The 20,041-nt window shown below is 73.3% G+C and carries 22 protein-coding genes and 1 tRNA gene; 6 read left to right on the top strand and 17 right to left on the bottom strand.

Annotated elements, in window-relative coordinates; genetic code table 11:
- Nucleotides 1–6: 6 nt before the first annotated feature.
- The 11 genes from FHU33_RS01920 to FHU33_RS01955 all read right to left on the bottom strand — a co-directional run bounded on the left by FHU33_RS01920 (nt 7) and on the right by FHU33_RS01955 (nt 7,626).
- A complete protein-coding gene (locus FHU33_RS01920; RefSeq protein ID WP_142023829.1) occupies nt 7–219 on the bottom strand; it encodes a hypothetical protein in 213 nt (70 codons plus the stop codon).
- A 124-nt stretch (nt 220–343) separates the two neighbouring features.
- Entirely contained in the window at nt 344–2,188 is a 1,845-nt protein-coding gene (locus tag FHU33_RS01925; RefSeq protein ID WP_142023830.1) for an acyl-CoA dehydrogenase, read from the bottom strand.
- Between the two features lie 137 nt (nt 2,189–2,325).
- A complete protein-coding gene (locus FHU33_RS01930) occupies nt 2,326–2,694 on the bottom strand; it encodes a lipopolysaccharide assembly protein LapA domain-containing protein (protein WP_246063212.1) in 369 nt (122 codons plus the stop codon).
- Between the two features lie 69 nt (nt 2,695–2,763).
- On the bottom strand, nt 2,764–2,934 hold the full coding sequence (locus FHU33_RS24735; protein WP_170182287.1) for a hypothetical protein: 171 nt from the start codon (nt 2,932–2,934) through the stop codon (nt 2,764–2,766).
- Nucleotides 2,935–3,119: 185 nt separating this feature from the next.
- Nucleotides 3,120–3,545: a hypothetical protein gene (locus tag FHU33_RS01935; protein ID WP_142023831.1), complete on the bottom strand. Its 426-nt coding sequence runs from the start codon at nt 3,543–3,545 to the stop codon at nt 3,120–3,122.
- A gap of 47 nt (nt 3,546–3,592) precedes the next feature.
- Nucleotides 3,593–4,222 (bottom strand): TetR/AcrR family transcriptional regulator, encoded by a 630-nt coding sequence (locus FHU33_RS01940; protein ID WP_142023832.1) that lies wholly within the window; start codon nt 4,220–4,222, stop codon nt 3,593–3,595.
- A 193-nt stretch (nt 4,223–4,415) separates the two neighbouring features.
- Complete coding sequence (locus FHU33_RS24740) at nt 4,416–4,553, bottom strand: hypothetical protein (protein WP_170182288.1); 138 nt, start codon at nt 4,551–4,553, stop codon at nt 4,416–4,418.
- A 115-nt stretch (nt 4,554–4,668) separates the two neighbouring features.
- Nucleotides 4,669–5,685, bottom strand: a complete 1,017-nt coding sequence (locus FHU33_RS01945) for a TIGR03617 family F420-dependent LLM class oxidoreductase (RefSeq protein ID WP_142023833.1) — start codon at nt 5,683–5,685, stop codon at nt 4,669–4,671.
- Between the two features lie 258 nt (nt 5,686–5,943).
- Entirely contained in the window at nt 5,944–6,099 is a 156-nt protein-coding gene (locus FHU33_RS24745; protein WP_170182289.1) for a hypothetical protein, read from the bottom strand.
- 65 nt (nt 6,100–6,164) lie between these two features.
- On the bottom strand, nt 6,165–7,091 hold the full coding sequence (locus tag FHU33_RS01950; RefSeq protein ID WP_142023834.1) for a ribokinase: 927 nt from the start codon (nt 7,089–7,091) through the stop codon (nt 6,165–6,167).
- Nucleotides 7,092–7,149: 58 nt separating this feature from the next.
- Entirely contained in the window at nt 7,150–7,626 is a 477-nt protein-coding gene (locus FHU33_RS01955; protein WP_246063213.1) for a DUF6328 family protein, read from the bottom strand.
- Between the two features lie 69 nt (nt 7,627–7,695).
- Between FHU33_RS01955 and FHU33_RS01960 the strand changes: the two genes are divergently transcribed.
- The 4 genes from FHU33_RS01960 (at nt 7,696) to FHU33_RS01975 (ending at nt 10,591) form a co-directional block, all read left to right on the top strand.
- Complete coding sequence (locus FHU33_RS01960) at nt 7,696–8,034, top strand: DUF3140 domain-containing protein (RefSeq protein ID WP_142023836.1); 339 nt, start codon at nt 7,696–7,698, stop codon at nt 8,032–8,034.
- On the top strand, nt 7,989–8,768 hold the full coding sequence (locus FHU33_RS01965) for a methyltransferase domain-containing protein (RefSeq protein ID WP_246063214.1): 780 nt from the start codon (nt 7,989–7,991) through the stop codon (nt 8,766–8,768). Before FHU33_RS01960 ends, FHU33_RS01965 begins: the two co-directional genes overlap by 46 nt.
- 69 nt (nt 8,769–8,837) lie before the next feature.
- The gene (locus FHU33_RS01970; protein WP_142023837.1) at nt 8,838–9,866 is read left to right on the top strand and encodes a type III polyketide synthase; all 1,029 of its coding nucleotides are present in this window, start codon (nt 8,838–8,840) and stop codon (nt 9,864–9,866) included.
- A gap of 68 nt (nt 9,867–9,934) precedes the next feature.
- Nucleotides 9,935–10,591 carry a response regulator gene (locus tag FHU33_RS01975; RefSeq protein ID WP_281281602.1) on the top strand — a complete coding sequence of 219 codons (657 nt, stop codon included), beginning with the start codon at nt 9,935–9,937 and terminating at the stop codon, nt 10,589–10,591.
- Between the two features lie 2 nt (nt 10,592–10,593).
- Here FHU33_RS01975 and FHU33_RS01980 read toward each other — a convergent pair whose 3' ends face one another.
- Nucleotides 10,594–12,303: a sensor histidine kinase gene (locus FHU33_RS01980; RefSeq protein ID WP_246063215.1), complete on the bottom strand. Its 1,710-nt coding sequence runs from the start codon at nt 12,301–12,303 to the stop codon at nt 10,594–10,596.
- 85 nt (nt 12,304–12,388) lie between these two features.
- Nucleotides 12,389–12,916, bottom strand: coding sequence for a universal stress protein (locus FHU33_RS01985; protein ID WP_142023840.1), 528 nt, complete (start codon nt 12,914–12,916; stop codon nt 12,389–12,391).
- 253 nt (nt 12,917–13,169) lie between these two features.
- Here FHU33_RS01985 and FHU33_RS01990 point away from each other — a divergent pair, with 253 nt between their 5' ends.
- On the top strand, nt 13,170–15,227 hold the full coding sequence (locus FHU33_RS01990) for a putative bifunctional diguanylate cyclase/phosphodiesterase (protein WP_170182290.1): 2,058 nt from the start codon (nt 13,170–13,172) through the stop codon (nt 15,225–15,227).
- Nucleotides 15,228–15,422: 195 nt separating this feature from the next.
- On the opposite strand, the gene FHU33_RS01995 is transcribed toward FHU33_RS01990, so the two are convergent.
- From FHU33_RS01995 to FHU33_RS02010, 4 genes are all read right to left on the bottom strand, one after another.
- Nucleotides 15,423–15,496 (bottom strand) — tRNA-Gly (locus tag FHU33_RS01995).
- A complete protein-coding gene (locus FHU33_RS02000) occupies nt 15,487–15,921 on the bottom strand; it encodes a methyl-accepting chemotaxis protein (protein ID WP_142023842.1) in 435 nt (144 codons plus the stop codon). Before FHU33_RS02000 ends, FHU33_RS01995 begins: the two co-directional genes overlap by 10 nt.
- Before the next feature lie 365 nt (nt 15,922–16,286).
- On the bottom strand, nt 16,287–16,505 hold the full coding sequence (locus FHU33_RS02005) for a hypothetical protein (RefSeq protein WP_142023843.1): 219 nt from the start codon (nt 16,503–16,505) through the stop codon (nt 16,287–16,289).
- 60 nt (nt 16,506–16,565) lie between these two features.
- Entirely contained in the window at nt 16,566–19,271 is a 2,706-nt protein-coding gene (locus FHU33_RS02010) for a S8 family serine peptidase (protein ID WP_170182291.1), read from the bottom strand.
- A 169-nt stretch (nt 19,272–19,440) separates the two neighbouring features.
- Between FHU33_RS02010 and dcd the strand changes: the two genes are divergently transcribed.
- Complete coding sequence (gene dcd, locus FHU33_RS02015; protein WP_142023845.1) at nt 19,441–20,025, top strand: dCTP deaminase; 585 nt, start codon at nt 19,441–19,443, stop codon at nt 20,023–20,025.
- Nucleotides 20,026–20,041 lie beyond the last annotated feature (16 nt).

The raw sequence follows: 20,041 nt of genomic DNA on the forward strand, positions 1-20,041 counted from the left end.
GTCGGGTCAGGAGCTGCCGTCGGGATCGGCGCGGTCGAGCAGGCCGACGTCGCTGCCCGGCTTGGCCGGTTGCTCGTCGTCATGGGCCGAATCGCGCTCGACGGCCTCCTCCCGCGTCAGCGGGACGTCGTCGAACGAGGAGCCCGAGATGCCGTCGTTCCCGGTGGGGGAGGTGGGCACGTCCTGCTGGATGCGGTCGCTGCCGGTGGGATCGGTCATCGTCGTCTCCTGTCGTGCCGTGCCTGCGATCGGTCGCCTCGACCATGCCCGGCCGTGGGACCCCGAAACGGCGACTGCCGCCGTCCCCGCGCAGGGACGGCGGCAGTCGGTCGGCGCCCGAGGCTCAGAACGCGGCCTCGGGCACCTCCATCAACGCGTTGTCGGTGTTCTCGACGATCGTCCGCTCCGACGTGAGCCGCGGCAGCACCTGGGTGCAGAAGAACCGGGTCGCGGCGAGCTTGCCCTCGTAGAAGAACCGGTCCTTCTCGCCGACCTCGCCGGAGAGGGCCGCGAGCGCGACCTCCGACTGGCGGACCAGCAGCCAGCCCGTGATCAGATCACCGGCGGCCAGCAGCAGGCGCGAGGTGCTCTGCGCGACCTTGTACAGGGAGTTCATGTCCTGCTGCGCCGCGGTCAGGTGGCCGAACATCGCGGTGAGCATGCCCTGGACGTCGGACAGCGCGGTACCGAGCAGCGCCCGCTCCTCCTTGAGCCGGCCGTTGCCGGCCTCGCCGTCCACCGTCGCCTGGATCTGCTCGGCCAGCCAGGTCAGCGCGACGCCGCCGTCCTTGACGATCTTCCGGAAGAAGAAGTCCTGGCCCTGGATCGCCGTGGTGCCCTCGTAGAGGGTGTCGATCTTCGAGTCGCGGATGTACTGCTCGATCGGGTAGTCCTGCAGGTAGCCCGAGCCGCCGAGGGTCTGCAGCGACTCGGCGGTGAGCAGCTGGGTCGCCCGCTCCGACCCGAAGCCCTTCACGATCGGCAGCAGCAGGTCATTGACCCGCCCGGCCAGCGTCGCCTGCTCGCCGTCGCCCTCGCCTGCGGCTTCGGCCTCGGTGATCTGGTCGCGGAAGCTCGCGGCGTAGAGGTACAGCGCGCGCATGCCCTCGGCGTAGGACTTCTGCAGCATCAGCGACCGGCGCACGTCCGGGTGGTGGGTGATGGGAACCCGCGGCGCGTCCTTGGACGTCGCGGTGAGGTCGGCACCCTGCACCCGGGTCTTGGCGTAGTCGCGCGCGACCTGGTAGCCGGCCGAGAGGGTGGCGATGGCCTTGGCCCCGACGAACATGCGGGCGTGCTCGATGACCTTGAACATCTGCGCGATGCCGTCGTGCACCTCGCCGACCAGCCAGCCCTGTGCCGGGACCGGCCCGTCGCCGAAGGTGAGCTCGCAGGTCGTGGAGACCTTGAGGCCCATCTTCTTCTCGACGTTCGTGACGTAGGCGCCGTTGCGCTCGAGGAGCTCCCCGGTCTCGAGGTCGACGTGGAACTTGGGGACGACGAACAGCGACAGCCCCTTGGTGCCGGCCTTCGCGCCCTCGGGGCGGGCCAGGACCAGGTGGATGATGTTGTCGGAGAGGTCGTGTTCGGCCGACGTGATGAACCGCTTCACGCCGTGGATGTGCCACGAGCCGTCGGCCTGCTGCACGGCCTTGGTGGTGCCGGCGCCGACGTCGGAGCCCGCGTCGGGCTCGGTGAGGACCATGGTCGCGCCCCAGTTGTGCTCGAGCATCAACTCGGCCATGCGCTTCTGGTCGGGGGTGCCCAGCTCGTCGAGGATCGCGGCGAACGCAGCACCCGATCCGTACATGAACGCGGCCGGGTTGGCGCCGAGGATCATCTCGAAGGCGCCCCAGGTCAGGGCGTGCGGTGCGCCGAACCCGCCGAGGTGCTCGGGCAGGTCGAGGCGGTACCACTCGCCGTCCTCGATGGCCTTGACCGACTTCTTGAACGACTCGGGCAGCGTCACCGAGTTCGTGGCGGGGTCGAACACCGGCGGGTTGCGGTCGGCGTCGACGAAGGACGCCGCGACGGGGCCCTCCGCCAGCCGGCGGACCTCGCTCAGGATCCCCCGGGCGGTCTCGGCGTCCATCTGCGCGAACGGCCCGGTGCCGAAGCGGTCCTTGGTGTCCAGGAACTCGAAGAGGTTGAACTCGAGGTCCCGGAGGTTGGCGGTGTAGTGCGTCATTGCGCTGGGCTCCCGTGCTCCGATGCCGACGTGCCGCGTAGTGCTACTCGCGAGTAACAACGCTATTACCCGTCAGTAGTAACGGCAAGCCTCACGGTGCGTTACACGCCGGTGGACGGAGACCTGACCCGGACGGGTCAGCGGGAGCGACGCCGCGCCCTCAGGACCAGACCCGCCAGCCAGACCAGCAGCCCGCCGAGGGCAGCGGCGACCAGCAGGGCGACGACCAGCGACGCGCGGACGTCCGTGAAGACCAGGCTGACGTCGACGGTCTGGGTGTTGAAGACGACGAACAGCACGAGCACGACCGTCACGAAGACCAGCAGCGCCAGCGCGAGCGTACGGCCGATCGTGCGACCGGCGCCCCCGGACTGCTTGGGCGCAGGCGGCGGTCCGTCAGGGCCGGTACCGGACACCGGTGGCGGGCTCGGGCGGTCACTCCCCGGCGAGCTGGGCGTCGGGTCGGATCCGGGGGCGCCGGCGGGGCGCGGGTCGGGAGTGCTCACGCCCTGAGTGTGCTGCTCAGGGCCGGTCGGCGCAGCCCGTCCGGGCGCCGGGCCTGCGTCGATCCGGTATCAGTTCGCGTCCGGCTCGGTCTCCGCGGGCGGGTAGCTCGGTCCCGCGATGCCGCTGGCCCGGCCCGGTTCACCACCCTGGGATTCCGGGTCCGCCGGTGGCGCCACCTCGCTGCCGAGGGGCTGGGCGTCCCGGTCGGGGCCGGCGTCGTTCTCGTCAGGCATGGTCACGATGTCATCGTCGCCCTTCGGGCGACGCCGGGCCAGCTGCCGTCGTCCCCCCGCTGGTCGGCCACACCCCCGACCGCGCCGGGCCGGGCCCCTCGATGATCAGGGAACCTGATCGCGGGGGGTCCTACCTCGCCGTCGACAGTGAGGTAGGACCCCGTTCGATCAGGGAACCTGATCATCGATGCTCAGTCGCCGAGTGCCGGGCCGGATTCGTGGCGGGGGTGGCCGGCGGTCCGCTCGCGCTGCTTCATCCGCGCCTCGTACACGTGCCGGTCCCCGTCGGCGAGCTCGGCGCGGGCGCGGGCGTCGAGCTCGCGAAAGGTCGTCCAGTAGTTCGCGTCGTAGTCCTCGACGATCTGGAACGTCCACCGGTCGGCGATGACGTTGCGGCCGACCAGGTCGCGGGCGAGGTCGTCGGCGAGGGCGGTGTGCCCGGCCTGTCGGAGGAGTTCGACGGCGTCCTGCAGCAGCAGGTCGGCCTTGCCGGTCAGCTGGTGGAAGCCGTACAGCAGGCCGCGGGCCTGCTCGACGGTCTCGAGTGCCTCGGAGAGCTTGCCGAGGCCCTCGACGGTGGTGTCGTCGAGGTCGGGCCGGGTCCGGTCGTTCGTCACCCGCCCATCGTGCGGGCCGGTGCAGTGCGCCGCCCGTCAGGCGGCCGTCAGATCTGGGCGATGCCGATGAGGCGCTCGGCGAGCTGTCGACCGTGGGACGCCGGGCCGTCGGGGCCGAGCAGTCCACCGGAGAGGTACATGCCGTCGATGATCAGGTGGATCTGGGCGGCGAGGTCCTCGCCGTTGCCCGGGACGACCTGCTCGGCGAGGCGCTCCAGCCGCAGGTGCAGCTCGAACTTGTAGTCCGCGGCAGCACTGCGCGCCGGGTGCTGCGGGTCGTCGTACTCGCTGCTGACGTTGGTGAACGGACAGCCGCGGAAGCCGGTGCGCGTCACGTCGCGTTCGACGGCGTCCACGACCGAGAGGAGGGCGGCGCGCGGGTCGCCCTGCAGGCGCACCAGCTCGGCATCGATGAAGGCGAGGACCGTGGCGGCCTTGCGCGAGAGATAGGCCCCGACGAGGTCGTCCTTGCTCTTGAAGAGCCGGTAGACCGTCATCTTGCCCAGGCCGGTCTCGCGGACCAGCTCGTCCATGCCGACGCTGCGCGAGCTGCGGCCGGCGAACAGGCGCTCGGCGGTGTCCAGGACGATCGCCTGGCGCTCGGCGCGGCTCCGGCGGACGGGAGCGCCTGCGGCAGCGAGGTCGTCGTCGGCGGCGAGAAGCGGGGCGGCGGTCACGCAGCGATGGTGCACCACAGGCGTGACGGAGCAGTTCGCGGCACGCCGACGGTTGTAGCTCTGGGTGACCAGAGGTGTGCGGGTTCCCCGGGGCGCCGGGGAGCGTTGGGGCCGGTGTGGCTACGGAGAGTGACGAAGGAGCCCTGTCCTCCTCGCACCTCGCGGGCCCGGTGCGAGCCTCGGGACGGGGCCGTCAGTTCCGGCGGATGCGTCGCGGGTTGGCCAGCATGCGGGCGACGGTCACGGTCGCCGGCTCGGGGCTGCGGGACTCCTCGGTCTGGGCCTCGGTGGAGTCGTCGGAAACTCGTACGTCGCGCTGGGTGTCCTCCATGTGCCCCAGCGTGCCCTCCGCAGGCGGTCCCGGAAACGCCCGGAGGCGTGATCTACCTCGCCTTGGCCGAGAGATGGGTCACTCCAGCTCGGCGTGCCGCGGGGGCGGGAGGCGGTCAGCGGAACGACTCGACCAGCGGATCCCAGAGGTCGAGCGGTGTCGGATAGGACGCGTACACGCTGAAGCGGTCGACCATTCCGTCGTAGCGCCGGCGCACGGCGGCCGCCACGTCCCCCGGCTCCGCCACGACGGCGAACGTGCCGAGGACCTCGTCGTCGACCAGGTCGCGCATCGCCGTCCACTTGTCCTCCCGGCGGCCCACCGACATTGTGTGCAGCTCGTCGGCGAGGGCGTCCCAGCCGTGCAGTTCGAGGACCGGCCGGTAAGCGGGAGTGCTCCCGTAGAAGGCGATCGTGGCCTTGACCGCGGCGACGGCCGCGGCGCGCTCCTGCTCGGTCCGGCCGGACACCACGAGCCCGGGCAGGGTGACGGCGACCCGGTCGCGGGTGCGGCCGGCGGCCGCCAGCCCCTCCTCGAGGGCGGGCAGCGTGCGCTCGCGCAGGTACCGCTCGGTGGTGAAGCCGTGCACCAGGAGCCCGTCGGCCACCTCGCCGACCAGGCGCGTCATCGCGGGCCCGACCGCGGCCAGGTAGACCGGAGGCGGCCCCCAGGTGTGCGGATCCGGCGCGAACATCGGCGTCATCAACGTGTGCCGGTAGTGCTCGCCCTGGAAGCGCAGCGGTGTCCCGTCCTGCCAGGCCGCCCAGATCGCCCGCAGGGCCGCGACGTACTCCCGCATCCGCGCGACCGGGGGGCTCCAGGGCATGGAGAACCGCCGCTCCACGTGCGCCTTGATCTGGGTGCCCAGTCCGAGCACGAACCGGCCGCGGGTGTAGCGCTGCAGGTCGTAGGCGGTCGTCGCCAGCGTCATGGGGGAACGAGCGAAGGCGACGGCGATCGCGGTGCCGACCTGGATGCGCTCGGTCGCCTGCCCGGCCGACAGCAGGGGCAGGAACGGGTCGTGGTCGACCTCGGACGCCCACACCCCGGCGTACCCGCGCGACTCCAGGTCACGGGCGGTGGCCGGGATGTCGTCGATCCCGGTGGACAGGAGTGCGGCGTCGAGAAGCACGGTGCGGGAGCCTGCCCTACCGGTCGCGATGCTGGCCAGAGCGGGTGGTCCGTGACCGGATGCTGCGCCAGCCGCACGAGGGCTGCATGCGCCGTCGGCTCGCGGAGGTGATGGTGGTTCGGGCGCACGCTGCAGCTCTTCATGGCCGTGCACCGGATGCGGACCTCCGCCCGCCCGGCCGGCGGAGCCGGCCAGCTGCAAAGATCCGGCGTCGCGACCTGCGGGCGAAGGAGAAGGCCGCCCAGGCCTGATCCCAGGTCAGGTGTCGGGGGTGTCCGCGCCCTCGCCCTGACCGGCGTCCTTGCCCTCGGCCGGTTCCTGCGGGTGCGGGGTTCGGCCGCCGGTTGCGTCATCGCCGGGCGGGTCGCCCTCGGCCCGTTCGGACGTGTGCGGCGTGCGACCGGGCTCGGTCATGGTGGTCCTCCTCGATCCGTCGGCTGTCCGGCCTGTGCCCCCGTCGCCGTCGTGGAAACCCCTGCTCAGACCACCGGCGTGGCGGCCGGCACCCGCGGCAGGAGCGCCTCGACGGCCTCGGCGTCCGGAAGTGCGCCACGGGCGCCGGGGCCGGTGGTGGACAGCGCCGCGGCCGTCACCGCGAACCGCACCGCCGCCGGCAGGTCCCGGTCGGTGGCCAGTGCCTGCGCCAGCGCGCCGCAGAAGCAGTCGCCCGCTCCGGTGGTGTCGACGGCCGTCACCGGCGGCGGGGGCTGGAGGAGCGCGGGAGAGCCGTCGCGGCGCACCACCAGCGCGCCGCGGGCGCCGAGGGTCACCACCACGACCGGGCCGAAGATGCTGCGGGCGAGGGCGACCAGCTCGACGGGCGTCCGGGCGCCGGCAGTGGCACCGGTGAGCTGCACCAGCTCGTGCTCGTTGGGGACCAGCACGTCAACGAGGGCCAGCAGCTCTTCCGGCAGGGGCTGGGGAGGTGCGGGCGTCAGGACGACTCTTCCGCCGGCCGCTGCGGCAGCGGCGTAGACCGTGTCCATCGGCACCTCGAGCTGCAGCAGCAGCACGTCGGCGCGGTGTACCGGATCGACGTCGACGTCGTCGGGGGTCAGCTCGGCGTTGGCGCCGGGGACGACGACGATGAGGTTCTCGCCGGTGCCCTCCTCCACCGGGATGGTGGCCGACCCGGTCGGCACCCCCGGCGTGCGGTGCACGCCGCTGACGTCCACCCGGGAGCTCGCCAGCGCGGCCAGCTGCCGGTCGCCGGCCGGGTCCTCGCCGACGCGGCCCACCATGTGCACGCCCGGCCCCAGCAGCCCCGCGGCAGCGGCCTGGTTGGCGCCCTTGCCGCCCGGCGCGAGGGTGGCGGAGCGGCCGATCACGGTCTCGCCGCCCCCGGGCAGCCGGCCGACGGCGACGAGGACGTCCTCGTTCAGGCTGCCGACGACGGTGCCGGGCACGGGGACCTCCGGGGACGCTGAGCGGGGAGATCACCAGTACCAGAACCTCCGTGCCGGGTCAGGACCGGTCCGCCCTCCGCTGCAGCAGGGGAACGGCGTACCAGCACACCGCGCCGACCAGCACGACGACGCCGCAGCCTGCGATGGCCGGCCACCGCCCGAGGACGACGTCCAGCACGAGCAGCACGGCGCTGGTGATGCCGACCAGGAGCAGCCCCAGCCCGACGAGCAGCGCCCGGTCGGCGAAGGCGACCAGCTGCTCCTTGAGCTGGCGCCGGAACACGGTGCGGTGGAAGGAGACCGGTGCGATGAGCACGACGGTCGCGCAGGCGGTGCTCATCAGGGTGATCGTGTAGACGGTCGTCGCGAACAGGCCGCGCTCAGCGAGGTCGGCGGTGAAGGCCAGGGCGAGCAGGAACGCGAACAGGATCTGCACGCCGGTCAGCACCACGCGGAGCTCCTGCAGCAGCTCGTTCAGGTTCCGGTCCAGGACCTGGTCAGGAGTCTCGCCGCGCGCCTGTGCGGTCTGCTCCACTCCTGGCCGTTTGGTCCTCACAGCGCTGCGGTACCGCGCCGGGAAGGACCTGACACGCGGAGGACAGCCATGGCCAGCGAGGACCCGGACACGGTGCGCGAGGGGTTCGGCGAGGTGGTGAACATGACCGCGGGCGAGCTGGAGAAGTGGCTCGGCACCGACGAGTCGCAGTCGGTGGGCCAGGATTCCGACGGGTCGGGTGAGTCGACCGGGCACGCATCCGGGCGGCGCATCGTCGACCTGCTCCGCACGAAGAAGGGCGACCTGACCTCCGACGACCTGGCGCACATGCGCAAGGTCCACGGCTACGTTCGACGCCACCTGGCCCAGCGACCGCAGAAGGAGGAGGTCGAGACCTCCCGGTGGCGGCATTCCCTGATGAACTGGGGTCACGATCCGCTGAAGTAGACCCGCTGGAGCAGATCCGCCGAGGACGAGGAGACCCCGCCATCCGCCGCAACGATCCCGCGCAGTACGACCAGCTGGCCGACGAATGGTGGCGGCACGACGGGGAGTTCGCGGCCCTGCACTGGCTGGCCGCATCGCGAGCAGAGCGCGTCCCACCGGCCCCGCACGAGGGGGCGGTGCTGGTCGACCTGGCGTGCGGCGGCGGTCTGATGGGCCCGCACGTGGCGCGCCTCGGCTACCGGCACGTCGGGGTCGACATCGGCGCCCGCGGCCTGGAGCTGGCCCGCGCGCACGCCGTGATCCCCGTGCGCGGTTCGGTCCTGGCGGTGCCGCTCGCCGACGGCTGCGCCGACGTCGTGCTGGCCGGCGAGATCCTGGAGCACGTGGAGGACCACGCCGGGGTCCTCGCCGAGTGCGCTCGGCTGCTCCGGCCGGGCGGGATCATCGTGCTCGACGCCCTCGCGGCCGGCTGGCTGTCGACGCTGGTCAACGTGCACCTGCTCGAGCGGCTGCCCGGTGGTCCGCCGCGCGGGCTCCACGATCCAGCGCTGTTCGTCGACCGCGAGCGCCTGCTCGAAACAGCCGACCGGCTGGGCCTGGAACTGCAGCTGGTGGGCCTGCGGCCGTCGATGCGCCAGGCCGTCGCCTGGAAGCTGGGCCGCCGGCGAATGGTGCGGATGAAGCCGATCCGCTCCACCGCGGTCGTCTTCGCCGGGTACGGGCACAAGCGCTGAGGCGGCGGTCGTGTTGGGCGCCACGTACCTTCGGGACATGACGCCGAGCCCGTGCGCCCCGGAGCAACCGTGACAGCGGCGGTCGTGACCGGGGTGGGCTCCGCACTCCCGGCGACCTTCGAGCAGGACGCCGTCTGGGACGGCTTCTTCGCCGATCACTACGAGGGCGTGCGTGCGGCGCGGCGCATCTTCCAGAGCGCGGGCGTGCAGCGCCGGCACGCGGTGGCCAGCCCGATGGACGAGGACCTCAGCCAGTGGGGGACCGGCGCCCGGATGGAGCGCTACGTCCAGGAGGCCCTGCCCCTGGGCAAGCAGGCGGTGGCGGGGGCGCTGGACGTGGCCGGGCTGGCCCCGGGCGACGTCGGCCTGTTCGCCGTCGCCACCTGCACCGGGTACGCCACCCCGGGGCTGGACATCCGGCTGGCCAGTGACCTCGGCATGCCGCCGGGCCTGCAGCGGCTGCTGGTCGGGCACATGGGCTGCTATGCCGCGATCCCCGGCCTGGCCGCGGTCAGCGACTTCGTGACGGCGCGGTCCCGCCCCGCCGTCCTGCTCTGCTGCGAGCTGACCAGCCTGCACGTCCAGCCGGCGCAGCGGGACCTCGAGCAGGTCGTCGCGCACGCGCTGTTCTCCGACGCCGCGGCCGCCGTCGTCCTCGAGCCGGGTGCCTCGCGCGGGCGCCGGGTGGCCGGGATGGTCGCCCGCACCGACGCGTCGACCGCGGACCACATGACCTGGGACGTCACCGACCTCGGCTTCCGCATGGGCCTGTCCCCCCGGGTCCCGGACGTGCTGTCCCGGCACGTCGGGGGCGTGGTCGAGGAGCTGCTCAGCGGTGCCGGCCTGCGTACCGAGGACGTCGCCGGCTGGGCCGTGCACCCCGGTGGGCCCCGCATCCTCGACGTCGTCCGGGACGAGCTCGGCCTGACCGAGGACCAGATGTCCGCCTCGCGCCGGGTGCTGGCCGAGCACGGCAACTGCTCGTCGGCCACGGTGCTCCTCGTGCTGGAGGAGATGGCCGACGTCGACGGCCCGGTCGTGGTGATGGCCTTCGGCCCCGGTCTGACGCTCTACGCCGCGCTGCTCATGCCGATATGACCTGCCACGGGATCCGTGAGGGCTTACGCTCTGTGACCTAGGTCACGGAGCGTGGGGAGGTGCCCCCGGTGCAGTCCCCGTCCCGGCTGGTCCGCGTCTTCCTCGTCGACGACCACGAGGTCGTCCGCCGGGGGGTGGCGGAGGTGCTGGAGGACGATCCCGGGATCACGGTCGCGGGCGAGGCCGGCTCCGTCGCCGAGGCGCTGGTGCGGGTTCCTGCCGTGCGCCCGGACATCGTCCTCATCGACATGCGCCTGCCCGACGGTGACGGTGCCGATCTCTGCCGCGGCCTGCGCGACCGGGTTCCCGGGCTGCGCTGCCTCGTGCTGACCAGCTTCGCGGAGCAGGAGGCACTGGACGCCGCCGTCCGGGCGGGGGCCTCGGGCTTCCTGCTCAAGCAGGTGCGGGGACCGGCCCTCGTGTCCGCCGTGCGCACGGTGTCCGGGGGCGGCACGCTGTTCGACGACGTGGCACCCGCGGTGTCGCGGGTGCGCGGCCCCGCGGCGGCGGGCAGCGATCGACTGAGGCTGCTCACCGACCAGGAGCGCACCGTGCTGCGGCTGATCGGTGAGGGGCTCACCAACCGCCAGATCGGTGCCCGCATGGGGCTGGCCGAGAAGACGGTGAAGAACTACACCAGTCACCTGCTGGCCAAGCTCGGGCTCGAACGGCGCACCCAGGCGGCGATCCTCGCGACGGAGCTGCGGGACCGCGCCGGGGGCTGAGTTCAGGCCGTCACCGGCGCCGTCCAGCGGATCTCGGTTCCCGAGGACGAGGAGACGCAGGCCAGGGCGCCACCCCGGCGCTCGGCGCGGTCGGCCAGGTTGGCCAGGCCGCTGCGCACGGTGACCGGTGGCAGCCCGCACCCGTCGTCGGTGACCACCACGCAGGCGGTGTCCCGGACCTCGATGGCCACGGTCACCCGCTGGGCCCGAGCGTGCCGGACCACGTTGGTCACCAGCTCGCGCACCACCGCGATCAGGTCCGCGACGAGGTCGGGCGGGAGCTCGTCGTGGTCGGAGCGGATCCGCAGGTCAGGTCGCAGCGCGTGCCCGTCGGTGACCGAGCGGAGCACCTCGGCCAGCCGGCTGCGGAAGGCGGCCGCCGATGCGTCCTGGGTCTCGTGCAGCTCGAAGATCGAGGAGCGGATCCGCGCGATCGTCCCGTGCAGGTCCTCCACGCGCTGCGACAGCGCCGCCGCGACGTCGCTGCGCTCGGACTCCAGCGAGCGGCCGAGCCGGTCCAGGGAGAGGGCGGTGGCGAAGATCCGCTGGACGACGTGGTCGTGCAGGTCGCGCGCGATGCGCTCGCGATCGGCCTGCACCTGCAGCCGCCGGGCGCGCTGCTGGGAGCGGGCCAGTTCCAGCGCCACCGCGGTGTGGGCCGCGAAGTCGGACAGCAGATCCAGCTCCTCGGGGGAGAACGGCCCGCGCCCCGTGGAGCGCATGGCCACCAGCAGCGCGCGGTTGGGAGCCCTGCCCACCGGGGCCAGCATCGCCGGTCCGAAACCCGAGGTCAGCTCGACGACGGCCGCGGTCAGCTCCGCGGCCGCCGGCGTCCGCGTGCCGACCACAGGCATGGTGTCGATGTCCGCGATCAGGCGGGGAACGCCTGCCTCCAGGGTCGCCCCGACGTAGGTGCCGGCCACGGGTACGCGGACGCCCTCGACGTCGTCGGCGGCAGCGCCGACGGCGGCGACGATGGTCATCGTCTCGGGGTCGTCGCTGCTCGGGGCCAGGACCCCGGCCAGGTCGGCACCGGCCAGCGTGGACACCCGCGTCGACACCGCGCGGAGCACGTCCTCCGGATCGGCCCCCGACAGCAGGGCGGTCGCCATCTCCGTGGCGGCCTGACCCCACGTGCGGCGGGCCTCGGCCTGCTCGGCCAGCCGGGCGTTCTCGATCGCCATCCCGGCGACACCCGCGAGGGCCTGGACGACCTCGGCGTCGGCCGGCGTGAACGGCCCACCGGTGCGTTTCTCGGTCAGGTAGAGGTTCCCGAAGACCGCGTCCCCGACCCGGACCGGCACGCCGAGGAAGGAGCGCATCGGCGGGTGTCCCGGCGGGAACCCCACCGAGGCGGGGTGCTCGCCGAGGTCGTCGAGCCGCAGCGTCGAGGGCTCGGCGACCAGGAGGCCCAGGATGCCGCGGCCTTCCGGTGGCCGGCCGATGCGGTCGCGGTCGTCGTCGTCCATGCCCACGATGACGAACCGGTCCAGCCGGAGCCCGTCCCCGGTGAGCACCCCGAGCGCCCCGTAGGTCGCGTCGACGTGCCGGACCGCCGCCTGCACGATGTCGTGCAGCGTCGCCTCCAGGTGGCTGCCCGAGGCGACGGCGCGCAGAGCCGCGGTGAGCGCCGGGACACCGCGCACGTCACCGTGCTGCCCGGCTGCGGCACCGCCGTCCGGCGGCGGGACCGGGGCGTCGGGCGGGGGCACGGCCCGACGGTAGGAACCCTGGCCGGGCTCGGGAAGCGGTTCGTGAGCGGCCGGTCCGCCCCGCGTCTCGGCGGGGGAGCGGTGCTCAGGCGCCACGGGCCAGCCGGCGGGTCAGGGGACGGGGAACGGCCTGCCGGAGCAGGGTCTTGCCGCGGGCGCCGACGACCACCAGATCGGCTCCGTGGGTGGCGGCGGTCAGGGCGTCGAAGACCGGCCGCTCCAGGACGGCCGTACGGCTCCGCCCGTGCACCCCGGTCTCCGCGATCGCCCGGAGCACCTGGGCATCCAGGCGGTCGTGCGCGGCCATCCGGGTGCGGAGGTGGATCCGGCTCGACCCCTCCAGGGGGTCGCCGCCGGGGTCGTCGAGCACGTGGACGGCGACGACCGTCGCCTCACGCCGCGCCGCCTCCCGGAGCGCCCACACCAGGGCGCCGTGGCCCGTCGCCGATCCGTCGACCTCGACGATCAGCCAGGGGCTCTGCCGGCGCGGCAGCAGGGGCGGCAGCCGCAGCGGCGCGACATCGGCGAGCGGCTCCTCGCCGGTCCGTGCCGGCGGGATCACGGATCCGGCGTGCGTCTCCGGAGCCTGCTCCGGGTCCCCCAGGTCGCTCATGAGGCGAATCGTGGCGGCGCGTACAGCGATCTCCCAGGGACCAAGGGCCCGAGCCGCAGCCGGAAACGCGTACCGACGTCGTTCCGTTGCTGGCTCCTGCGTGTCCGCACGCAGCGTGACTGAACCGGAACACCCGCGATCGCAAACCGCACGGGTTTACCACCGGACCCGTCGGCACACGTGACGTCACCCCGTGGAGGGGATGCACGACGGGCGACTCAAGGAAGGTCGTGCCCGACCCGATTGTCCAGGCATGAGCCTTCTCCGACGGCTGCGGGGCACCAGCCTGCTGACCCGCTTCGGTGCGGTCAGCCTGCTGCTCACGTTCGCCGTGGGGGCGGTGCTCTCCTCCGTGCTGAGCACCGCCATCGAGGAGCGCGCCCGCCAGCAGGCGGAGGACGCGGCCCTGATGGCGGTGCGCCTGGGACTCCAGCCGCTGTTCACCCCCGCCGACCTCGCCGGCGGGTTCGAGGCCGGGCGGCTGGCGGACGTGGAGGACGCCGTCGATGACGCCGCCGAGGAGCTCGGGACGGCGGGGCTCGCGCTCGCCGCTTTCGATCCGATCGAGCTGAAGATCTTCAACCGCGAGCGGACGATCGTCTACCACTCGGAGGACCCGGAACTCGTCGGGGAGACGTCGGGTTCGGGTGAGCTGGGCGCCGCGCTCGACGGCTACGTCGTCTCGGGCTTCGCGCACTCCGCCGACGACAGCGCCGGCAGCGAGGAGGGCACGCACCAGCTGCTCGAGGTCTACGTGCCGATGCAGTACGACGGCGCAGACCGGCCGGACGGCGTCATCGAGCTGTACCTGCCCTACGCCCCCGTGGCCGCGGCGGTCGCGGACGACGTCCGCACCATGACGATCGCACTGGCTGCGAGCCTGACGGCCTTCTACCTCGTCGTCTTCCGCCTCATCGCGTCGGCGTCGAGGAAGCTCCGCCGCCAGACCGAGGCCCTGCAGACCTCCGCCGAGCGGGACCGCCACCAGGCCACGCACGACGCCCTGACCGGCCTGCCCAACTGGGAACTGCTGCGCGACCGCCTCGACCAGGGCCTGGCCGCGGCCAGCCGCTCGGACGGCGAGATCGCTCTGCTCCTGATCGACCTGGACCGCTTCAAGGAGATCAACGACACCCTCGGCCACTCCTACGGTGACAAGCTGCTCTGCCAGGTGGGCCCCCGCCTCGAGTCGGTGCTGCGGGAGGGTGACACCGTCGCCCGCCTCGGCGGGGACGAGTTCGCCGTCCTGCTGCCCCTCGTGGACGGGGTCGGCGAGGCCGAGCAGGTGGCCGAGCGGCTGCGGGCGGCCCTGCACCGGCCCTTCGACGTCGGCGGCCACGACGAGGACCTGGCGCTCGACGTGGAGGCCAGCATCGGCATCGTCGTCTCCCCGTGGCACGGCACCGACACGGAGGTGCTGCTGCGCAACGCCGACATCGCGATGTACGTCGCCAAGGAGCTCAAGGCCGGTGCCGTGGTCTTCCAGGCCGAGGAGCACGTCACGGCCCCGTCGCGGCTGACGGTCCTGGGTGACCTGCGCCGGGCCCTGGAGGGCGACGGCGAGCTGTTCCTGAACTACCAGCCCAAGTACACCCTCGACGGCGAGCGGATCGAGGGACTGGAGGCGCTGCTCCGCTGGAAGCACCCGACCCAGGGCCTGATCCCGCCCGGCGACTTCATCCCGGCCGCCGAGGGCACCGGCATCATCCTGCGCCTCACCGAGCGGGTGCTCGACCTTGCGCTGGCCCAGATGCGCTGCTGGATGGATGCCGGGCACGCTGTTCCCGTCGCCGTCAACCTGTCCACCCGCTGCCTGCTCGACGCCGGCCTGCCCGATCTGGTCCAGCGGCTGCTCACCGAGCACCGGGTGCCGGCCGAGCTGCTGCGGCTCGAGGTGACCGAGAGCGCGGTCATGGGCGACGCAGCCCGCTGCATGGCGGTCCTGCAGCGCCTGCACGACCTGGGCGTGAAGCTCTCGATCGACGACTTCGGCACCGGCTACACCTCCATGGCCCACCTGCGCCGGCTCCCCGTCGACGAGCTCAAGATCGACCGCTCCTTCGTGCTGGGCATGACGACCACCGCGCACGACGCCGTCCTGGTGCGCACGGCGATCGACCTGGGGCACAACCTGGGGCTGACCGTCGTCGCCGAAGGCGTCGAAGGGGCCGAGCACGTCACGGCGCTGCGCGAGCTGGGCTGCGACATCGCGCAGGGCTACCACTACGCCCGGCCGATGGCCGGTGAGCAGATGAGCGAGCTGCTGGAGCGCGTCGGCACGATCCACGACGGGACGCTGCCGGTCGCCTGACCCGCGGATCGACGCCGCCGCCCCCGTCGATGATCAGGTTCCCTGATCGAAACGGGTCCTCCCTCGCGGTCGATGCTGAGGTAGGACCCCACACGGTGAGGGAGGATGCTCCGACGGCCGTTCTCGGACCATGGAGGACGACGAAGCGCGAGGGCCCCGGTCGGTCGACCGGGGCCCTCGCGCTTGCTCGCACACTGGAGCGGGTGACGAGAATCGAACTCGCACTGTCAGCTTGGGAAGCTGATGTTCTACCATTGAACTACACCCGCGGACGCCGGCCAGAGTACCTGGTAGCCGTCGGAGAGCGGGAGCAGACCCCCTGATCAGCGGCGCATCCCGGCGAGGAACCCGGTCGCCTCCGACCGCAGTTTCTCCCGCGATCTGCGACAGCCCCGTGATGTCCTCGCCGCCGGTCGCCAGGGACCACGACCCGTCCAGCGCCGCGGCGATCGGCGTCGACCAGGCTGTTCATCTCCCCGACCGTCGTCCCGACCGTGCCCATGCCCGCGGTGACGGCGTCGGCGGCCTGCCGGATCTGCTCGACCTGCCCGGTGACCCGCTCGGTGGCCCGAGCGGTCTGGTCGGCGAGATCCCCGACCTCCGACGCGACGACGGCGAAGCCCTTGGCGGCCCCACCGGCGCGGGCGGCCTCGATGGTCGCGTCGAGGGCGAGCAGCCGTGTCTGGGCGGCCACGTCGTCTCACCGCGATGATCTCCGTGATCGCGGCCGACGACTGCGGCAGCGAGGCGATCGTCTGCTGCGCCGTCCCGACCTCGGTGCTCGCGGCGGCCGCCGCCGCCCTGGGGCCGGACGCCGGCGAGCTCATCTCCGTGGAGGCCACCTGCTCCGACATCGCGAGGACGACGGAGTCGAACTCGTCGGCCAGGCGGAGACGGGAGGTCTGGGCCTCGGTCACCCGGCCGGCCGTCTCCTTGCATCGCCCCCCGTGCCCTGTTGACGTCCTGGGCGCTGGTGCGCAAGGCGCCCGGCAGGCCGCCCTCGAGCAGCGCCGGCGATGGAACCGCCCCTCGGCCGCCGACGGGAAGCGCCGCGGAGCACTACCGCGCGAAGGCGCCGGAGACGTCGAGCGTCCGGTTCGGCGCATCGTGCAGCGTGGGGAGCTCCGGCACGGTGTCCATCGCCGGGTCCAGGCAGCTGCGGGCCTCGAGGTCGCCGCGGGCCGCCGCCTCGCAGGTCGGGGTCAGCGCGCGGACGAAACGATCCGGGTGGGTTCCGTCGGAGTCGTCGGCAGCCGCCTGCCCGGAGGGGACGTGCACGACCCACTGCGCCCCGTCCGCATGGGGAAGTCGGACGGGGCGCAGCAGCTCGGGGCGGGGTCAGATCGCGACCCCGGTACAGGACGACGAGCAGTCGGTCGACCAGATCGAGCCGAGCCGGCCGAACTTCGCCGAGCTGACCAGCCGCTCACCCGCGGGTCCGGACTGCACGACCGGCGAGGTGTCGGGCGTCGAGCCGCTGTCCGACGCCCCGTCGTCCGGGGTGGCGCCACCCGGCGTGCTCCCACCCGGCGCGCTGTCCCCGGGCGACGTGCCGCCCGGCGTGGAACCACCCGGCGTGCTGCCCGACCCGTCGGGCGCGGTGCCGACGGTGGCCGCGTAGGTGAGCGCGTCGCTCAGCACCGTGGACCGGCCGTCGGGGGCGAAGACCGACACGTCGTAGACACCGGCCACCCGCGCAGGAACCCGGAAGGTCACCTCGGTGGTCGTCGCGCGGATCACCGTCGCGGCGGCCGTGTCGCCGATGCGCACCGAGGGGCCGGCCGGCAGCGCCTCGCCGGTGATGGTGACGATCGTGCCGCCGGCGACATCCACCACGTTCGGGCTGAGCGAGGTGATCCGGAACTCGCCGACCGAGGGGTAGGTCGTGGTCCCGGGGACCGGTCCGCCGGGCGTCGAACCGCCGGGCGTCGAGCCGCCAGGGGTGGAGGTGTCCGGGTTGGAGGTGTCCGGCGTCGGACCCGAGCCGGGCGACGTGCCGCCGGGCGCCGTCGGCGCGAGGGGCGCGGACGGCGTGCCGGTCCCCGGGTCGGAGCCGTCCGAGCCGCTGTCCGGGGAGGCGCCCGGCGTGGTCCCGGGTGCGGTGCCCGGCGTAGTCCCGGGGGCGGTTCCGCCACCCGAGCCGCCACCCGAGCCGCCCGGCGTGCTGGCGCCGGAGTCCCCGGTGCCCGGGTCGCCCGGGGCGGTGCCCCCGCCCGGCGAGGTCGGGGTGGTGTCGGTACCGGGCGGCGTGGTGGCGCCGGGGGTGCTCCCACCCGGCGTCGACCCGTCGGGAGCCGACCCGCCGGGAGCGCTGCCCGGCGTCGATCCGCCCGGTGTCCCCGGAACGGGCACGGCGGTGCCCACCAGCAGCGGAGCGGCGTACATGCGGCCGACCGGGCTGCCGTCGCGGAGGGTCTGGACGGTGAGGACGTAGCGGCCGTCGCCGAGCTCCATGCTGGGCGAGAGACCCACGCCGTCCAGCCCGGCGAGGGTGCCGAGCGGGAACACCGCGTCGCCGGCGTCGTCGGTGGTCACGGTGACCCCGTCCAGGGTCACCGGCTTGTCCGACAGCGCCCAGATCGAGCCGCCGTACTCCATGCCGAGCCCCAGGACGACCTCGTAGTCACCTGCCGTGGTCGGGCCCGTGACCCCGATGGCCGGGGTGACCACGCCGGCCGGTGCGGTCATGGAGGCGAAGGCGTAGGTCGCCTTCTCCTCGGCGACGGCGGACAGCCGGGCGAGGCTGAGCCGGCCGCCGGTGACCGACTTGCCGGTGAAGGCCGGCTTCGGGTCGACGTCGGCCAGCAGGGCGCGCTTGATCTCGGCCGCCGTCGCGGTCGGCATCGCCTCGCGGTACAGGGCGACCGCGGCGGCGACGATGGGGGAGGAGAACGAGGTGCCGTCCGCCAGGGCGTAGCCGCCGGTGTTGGAGGTGACGACGACCCGGGAGCCCGGGGCGAACAGGTCGACCGATGCCGCGCCGTAGCCGGAGAAGGAGCTGACCGTGTCGCCGGCGGTCGAGGAGCCGACGGTGACGAGGTTCCAGTCGGGGAGGCTCGCCGGGTACACGAGGTTGGTGTCGCGGTTGCCGCTGTCGTTGCCGGCCGCGGCCACCACGAGCACGTCGTGCGCCGCCGCGTAGGCGACCGCCGACCGGAGCGCGTCCAGCGCATAACCGGAGATGTACCCGCCCCAGGAGGCGTTGATGACGTCGGCGCCGTGGTCGACGGCATAGCGGATCGCCTCGGCGCCCGCCAGCACGTCCACGGTGCTCCCGCCGCCGATGACCAGCGGCATGATCGTGACGTCCGGTGCCACGCCGGCCAGGCCCTCGCCGTTGCCCGCGCGCGCCCCCACCGTGCCCGAGACGGACGCGCCGTGGCTGCCGTAGCTGCCGTTGTCGATGTCGGCGCTGTTGGTGTACCAGTTCCAGCCGTGGCAGTCGCCGGCCTTGCCGTTGCCGTCGGTGTCCGCGGACCCGCAGGACTCGTCGGGGTTGACCCAGAGCGAGCCGGCGAGGTCGGGGTGGTCGGAGTCGAAGCCGGAGTCGACGACGGCGACGATCATCCCGTCGCCGGTGCCGGTGTCCCAGCCCTCGGCGGCGTCGACGTCGGCGTCCGCGACCACGGGGCTCTGCCCGTAGGCGTTGGTGCCGGTGTTCTCCAGGTGCCAGCCGTAGGAGGGGAAGAAGGGGTCGGTGACCGTGGCGGCGACCGGGACCTGCGGGGAGAGCTCGACCGCCGAGACGCCGCTGACGGCGGCCAGGTCCTGCGGGACGAGGCCGTCGGTGGCGACGAGCGCGCGGCCGTCGGACAGCGTCTGGGCGCTGACGACGCCGTCGACGCCCCCGAGACCGGCCAGCAGCTCCGGCGACGTCGTCCCGGAGGTGGCGGTGAGCACGTAGCGGGTGAGGCCGTCGCCCGGCCCCCAGTCGGTGATGACCGGCAGGGCCGGGGCAGCCACTGCGGAGAAGGCCGCAGCGCCCCCGTAGCCGGCGACGGCAGCCGTTGCCAGGACCATCGCCTGGACCCGCTTGCTCTTCATGCTGTCTCCCGGACGTCTTCCCGCCGGACCGTCCGGTGGCGCCCGCCCCCGTGCACGGGGGCGGACCTGCGTCTTCCCGGCTCCAACGGCGCGTCCGGGACGGCGGTTGAGAGGCCTGACCGGAGGTTCGCCCGGAGGAGTGAGGACGGCGGTCCCTAGACTCCGCGCCATGCTGCTGAGCGACCGCGACATCACGGCCGCGATCGCCGAGGGCCGCCTCGGGATCGAGCCCTACGACAAGGCGCTGGTGCAGCCCTCGAGCATCGACGTCCGGCTGGACCGGTTCTTCCGGGTGTTCAACAACGCCCGGTACACCCACATCGACCCGGCCCAGCAGCAGGACGACCTCACCACCCTGGTCGAGCCCGTCGGGGACGAGCCCTTCGTGCTGCACCCGGGGGAGTTCGTGCTCGGGTCGACGCTGGAAGTCGTGAGCATCCCCGACGACCTGGCCGCGAGGCTCGAGGGAAAATCGAGCCTAGGCCGTCTCGGATTGCTCACCCATTCGACGGCCGGCTTCGTCGACCCGGGCTTCTCCGGGCACATCACCCTGGAGCTCTCGAACGTGGCGAACCTGCCGATCACGCTCTGGCCGGGGATGAAGATCGGCCAGCTCTGCCTGTTCCGGCTGACCAGCCCGTCGGAGCACCCGTACGGCTCGGCCGTCTACGGCTCCCGCTACCAGGACCAGCGCGGCCCGACGCCGTCCCGCTCCTACCGGAACTTCAGCCGCGCGGAGACGCGGCGTCCCTAGCCGCGCCGCGGCGCTG

The organism is Blastococcus colisei, from assembly GCF_006717095.1.
In the GTDB taxonomy this organism is placed as follows: Bacteria; Actinomycetota; Actinomycetes; order Mycobacteriales; family Geodermatophilaceae; genus Blastococcus_B; species Blastococcus_B colisei.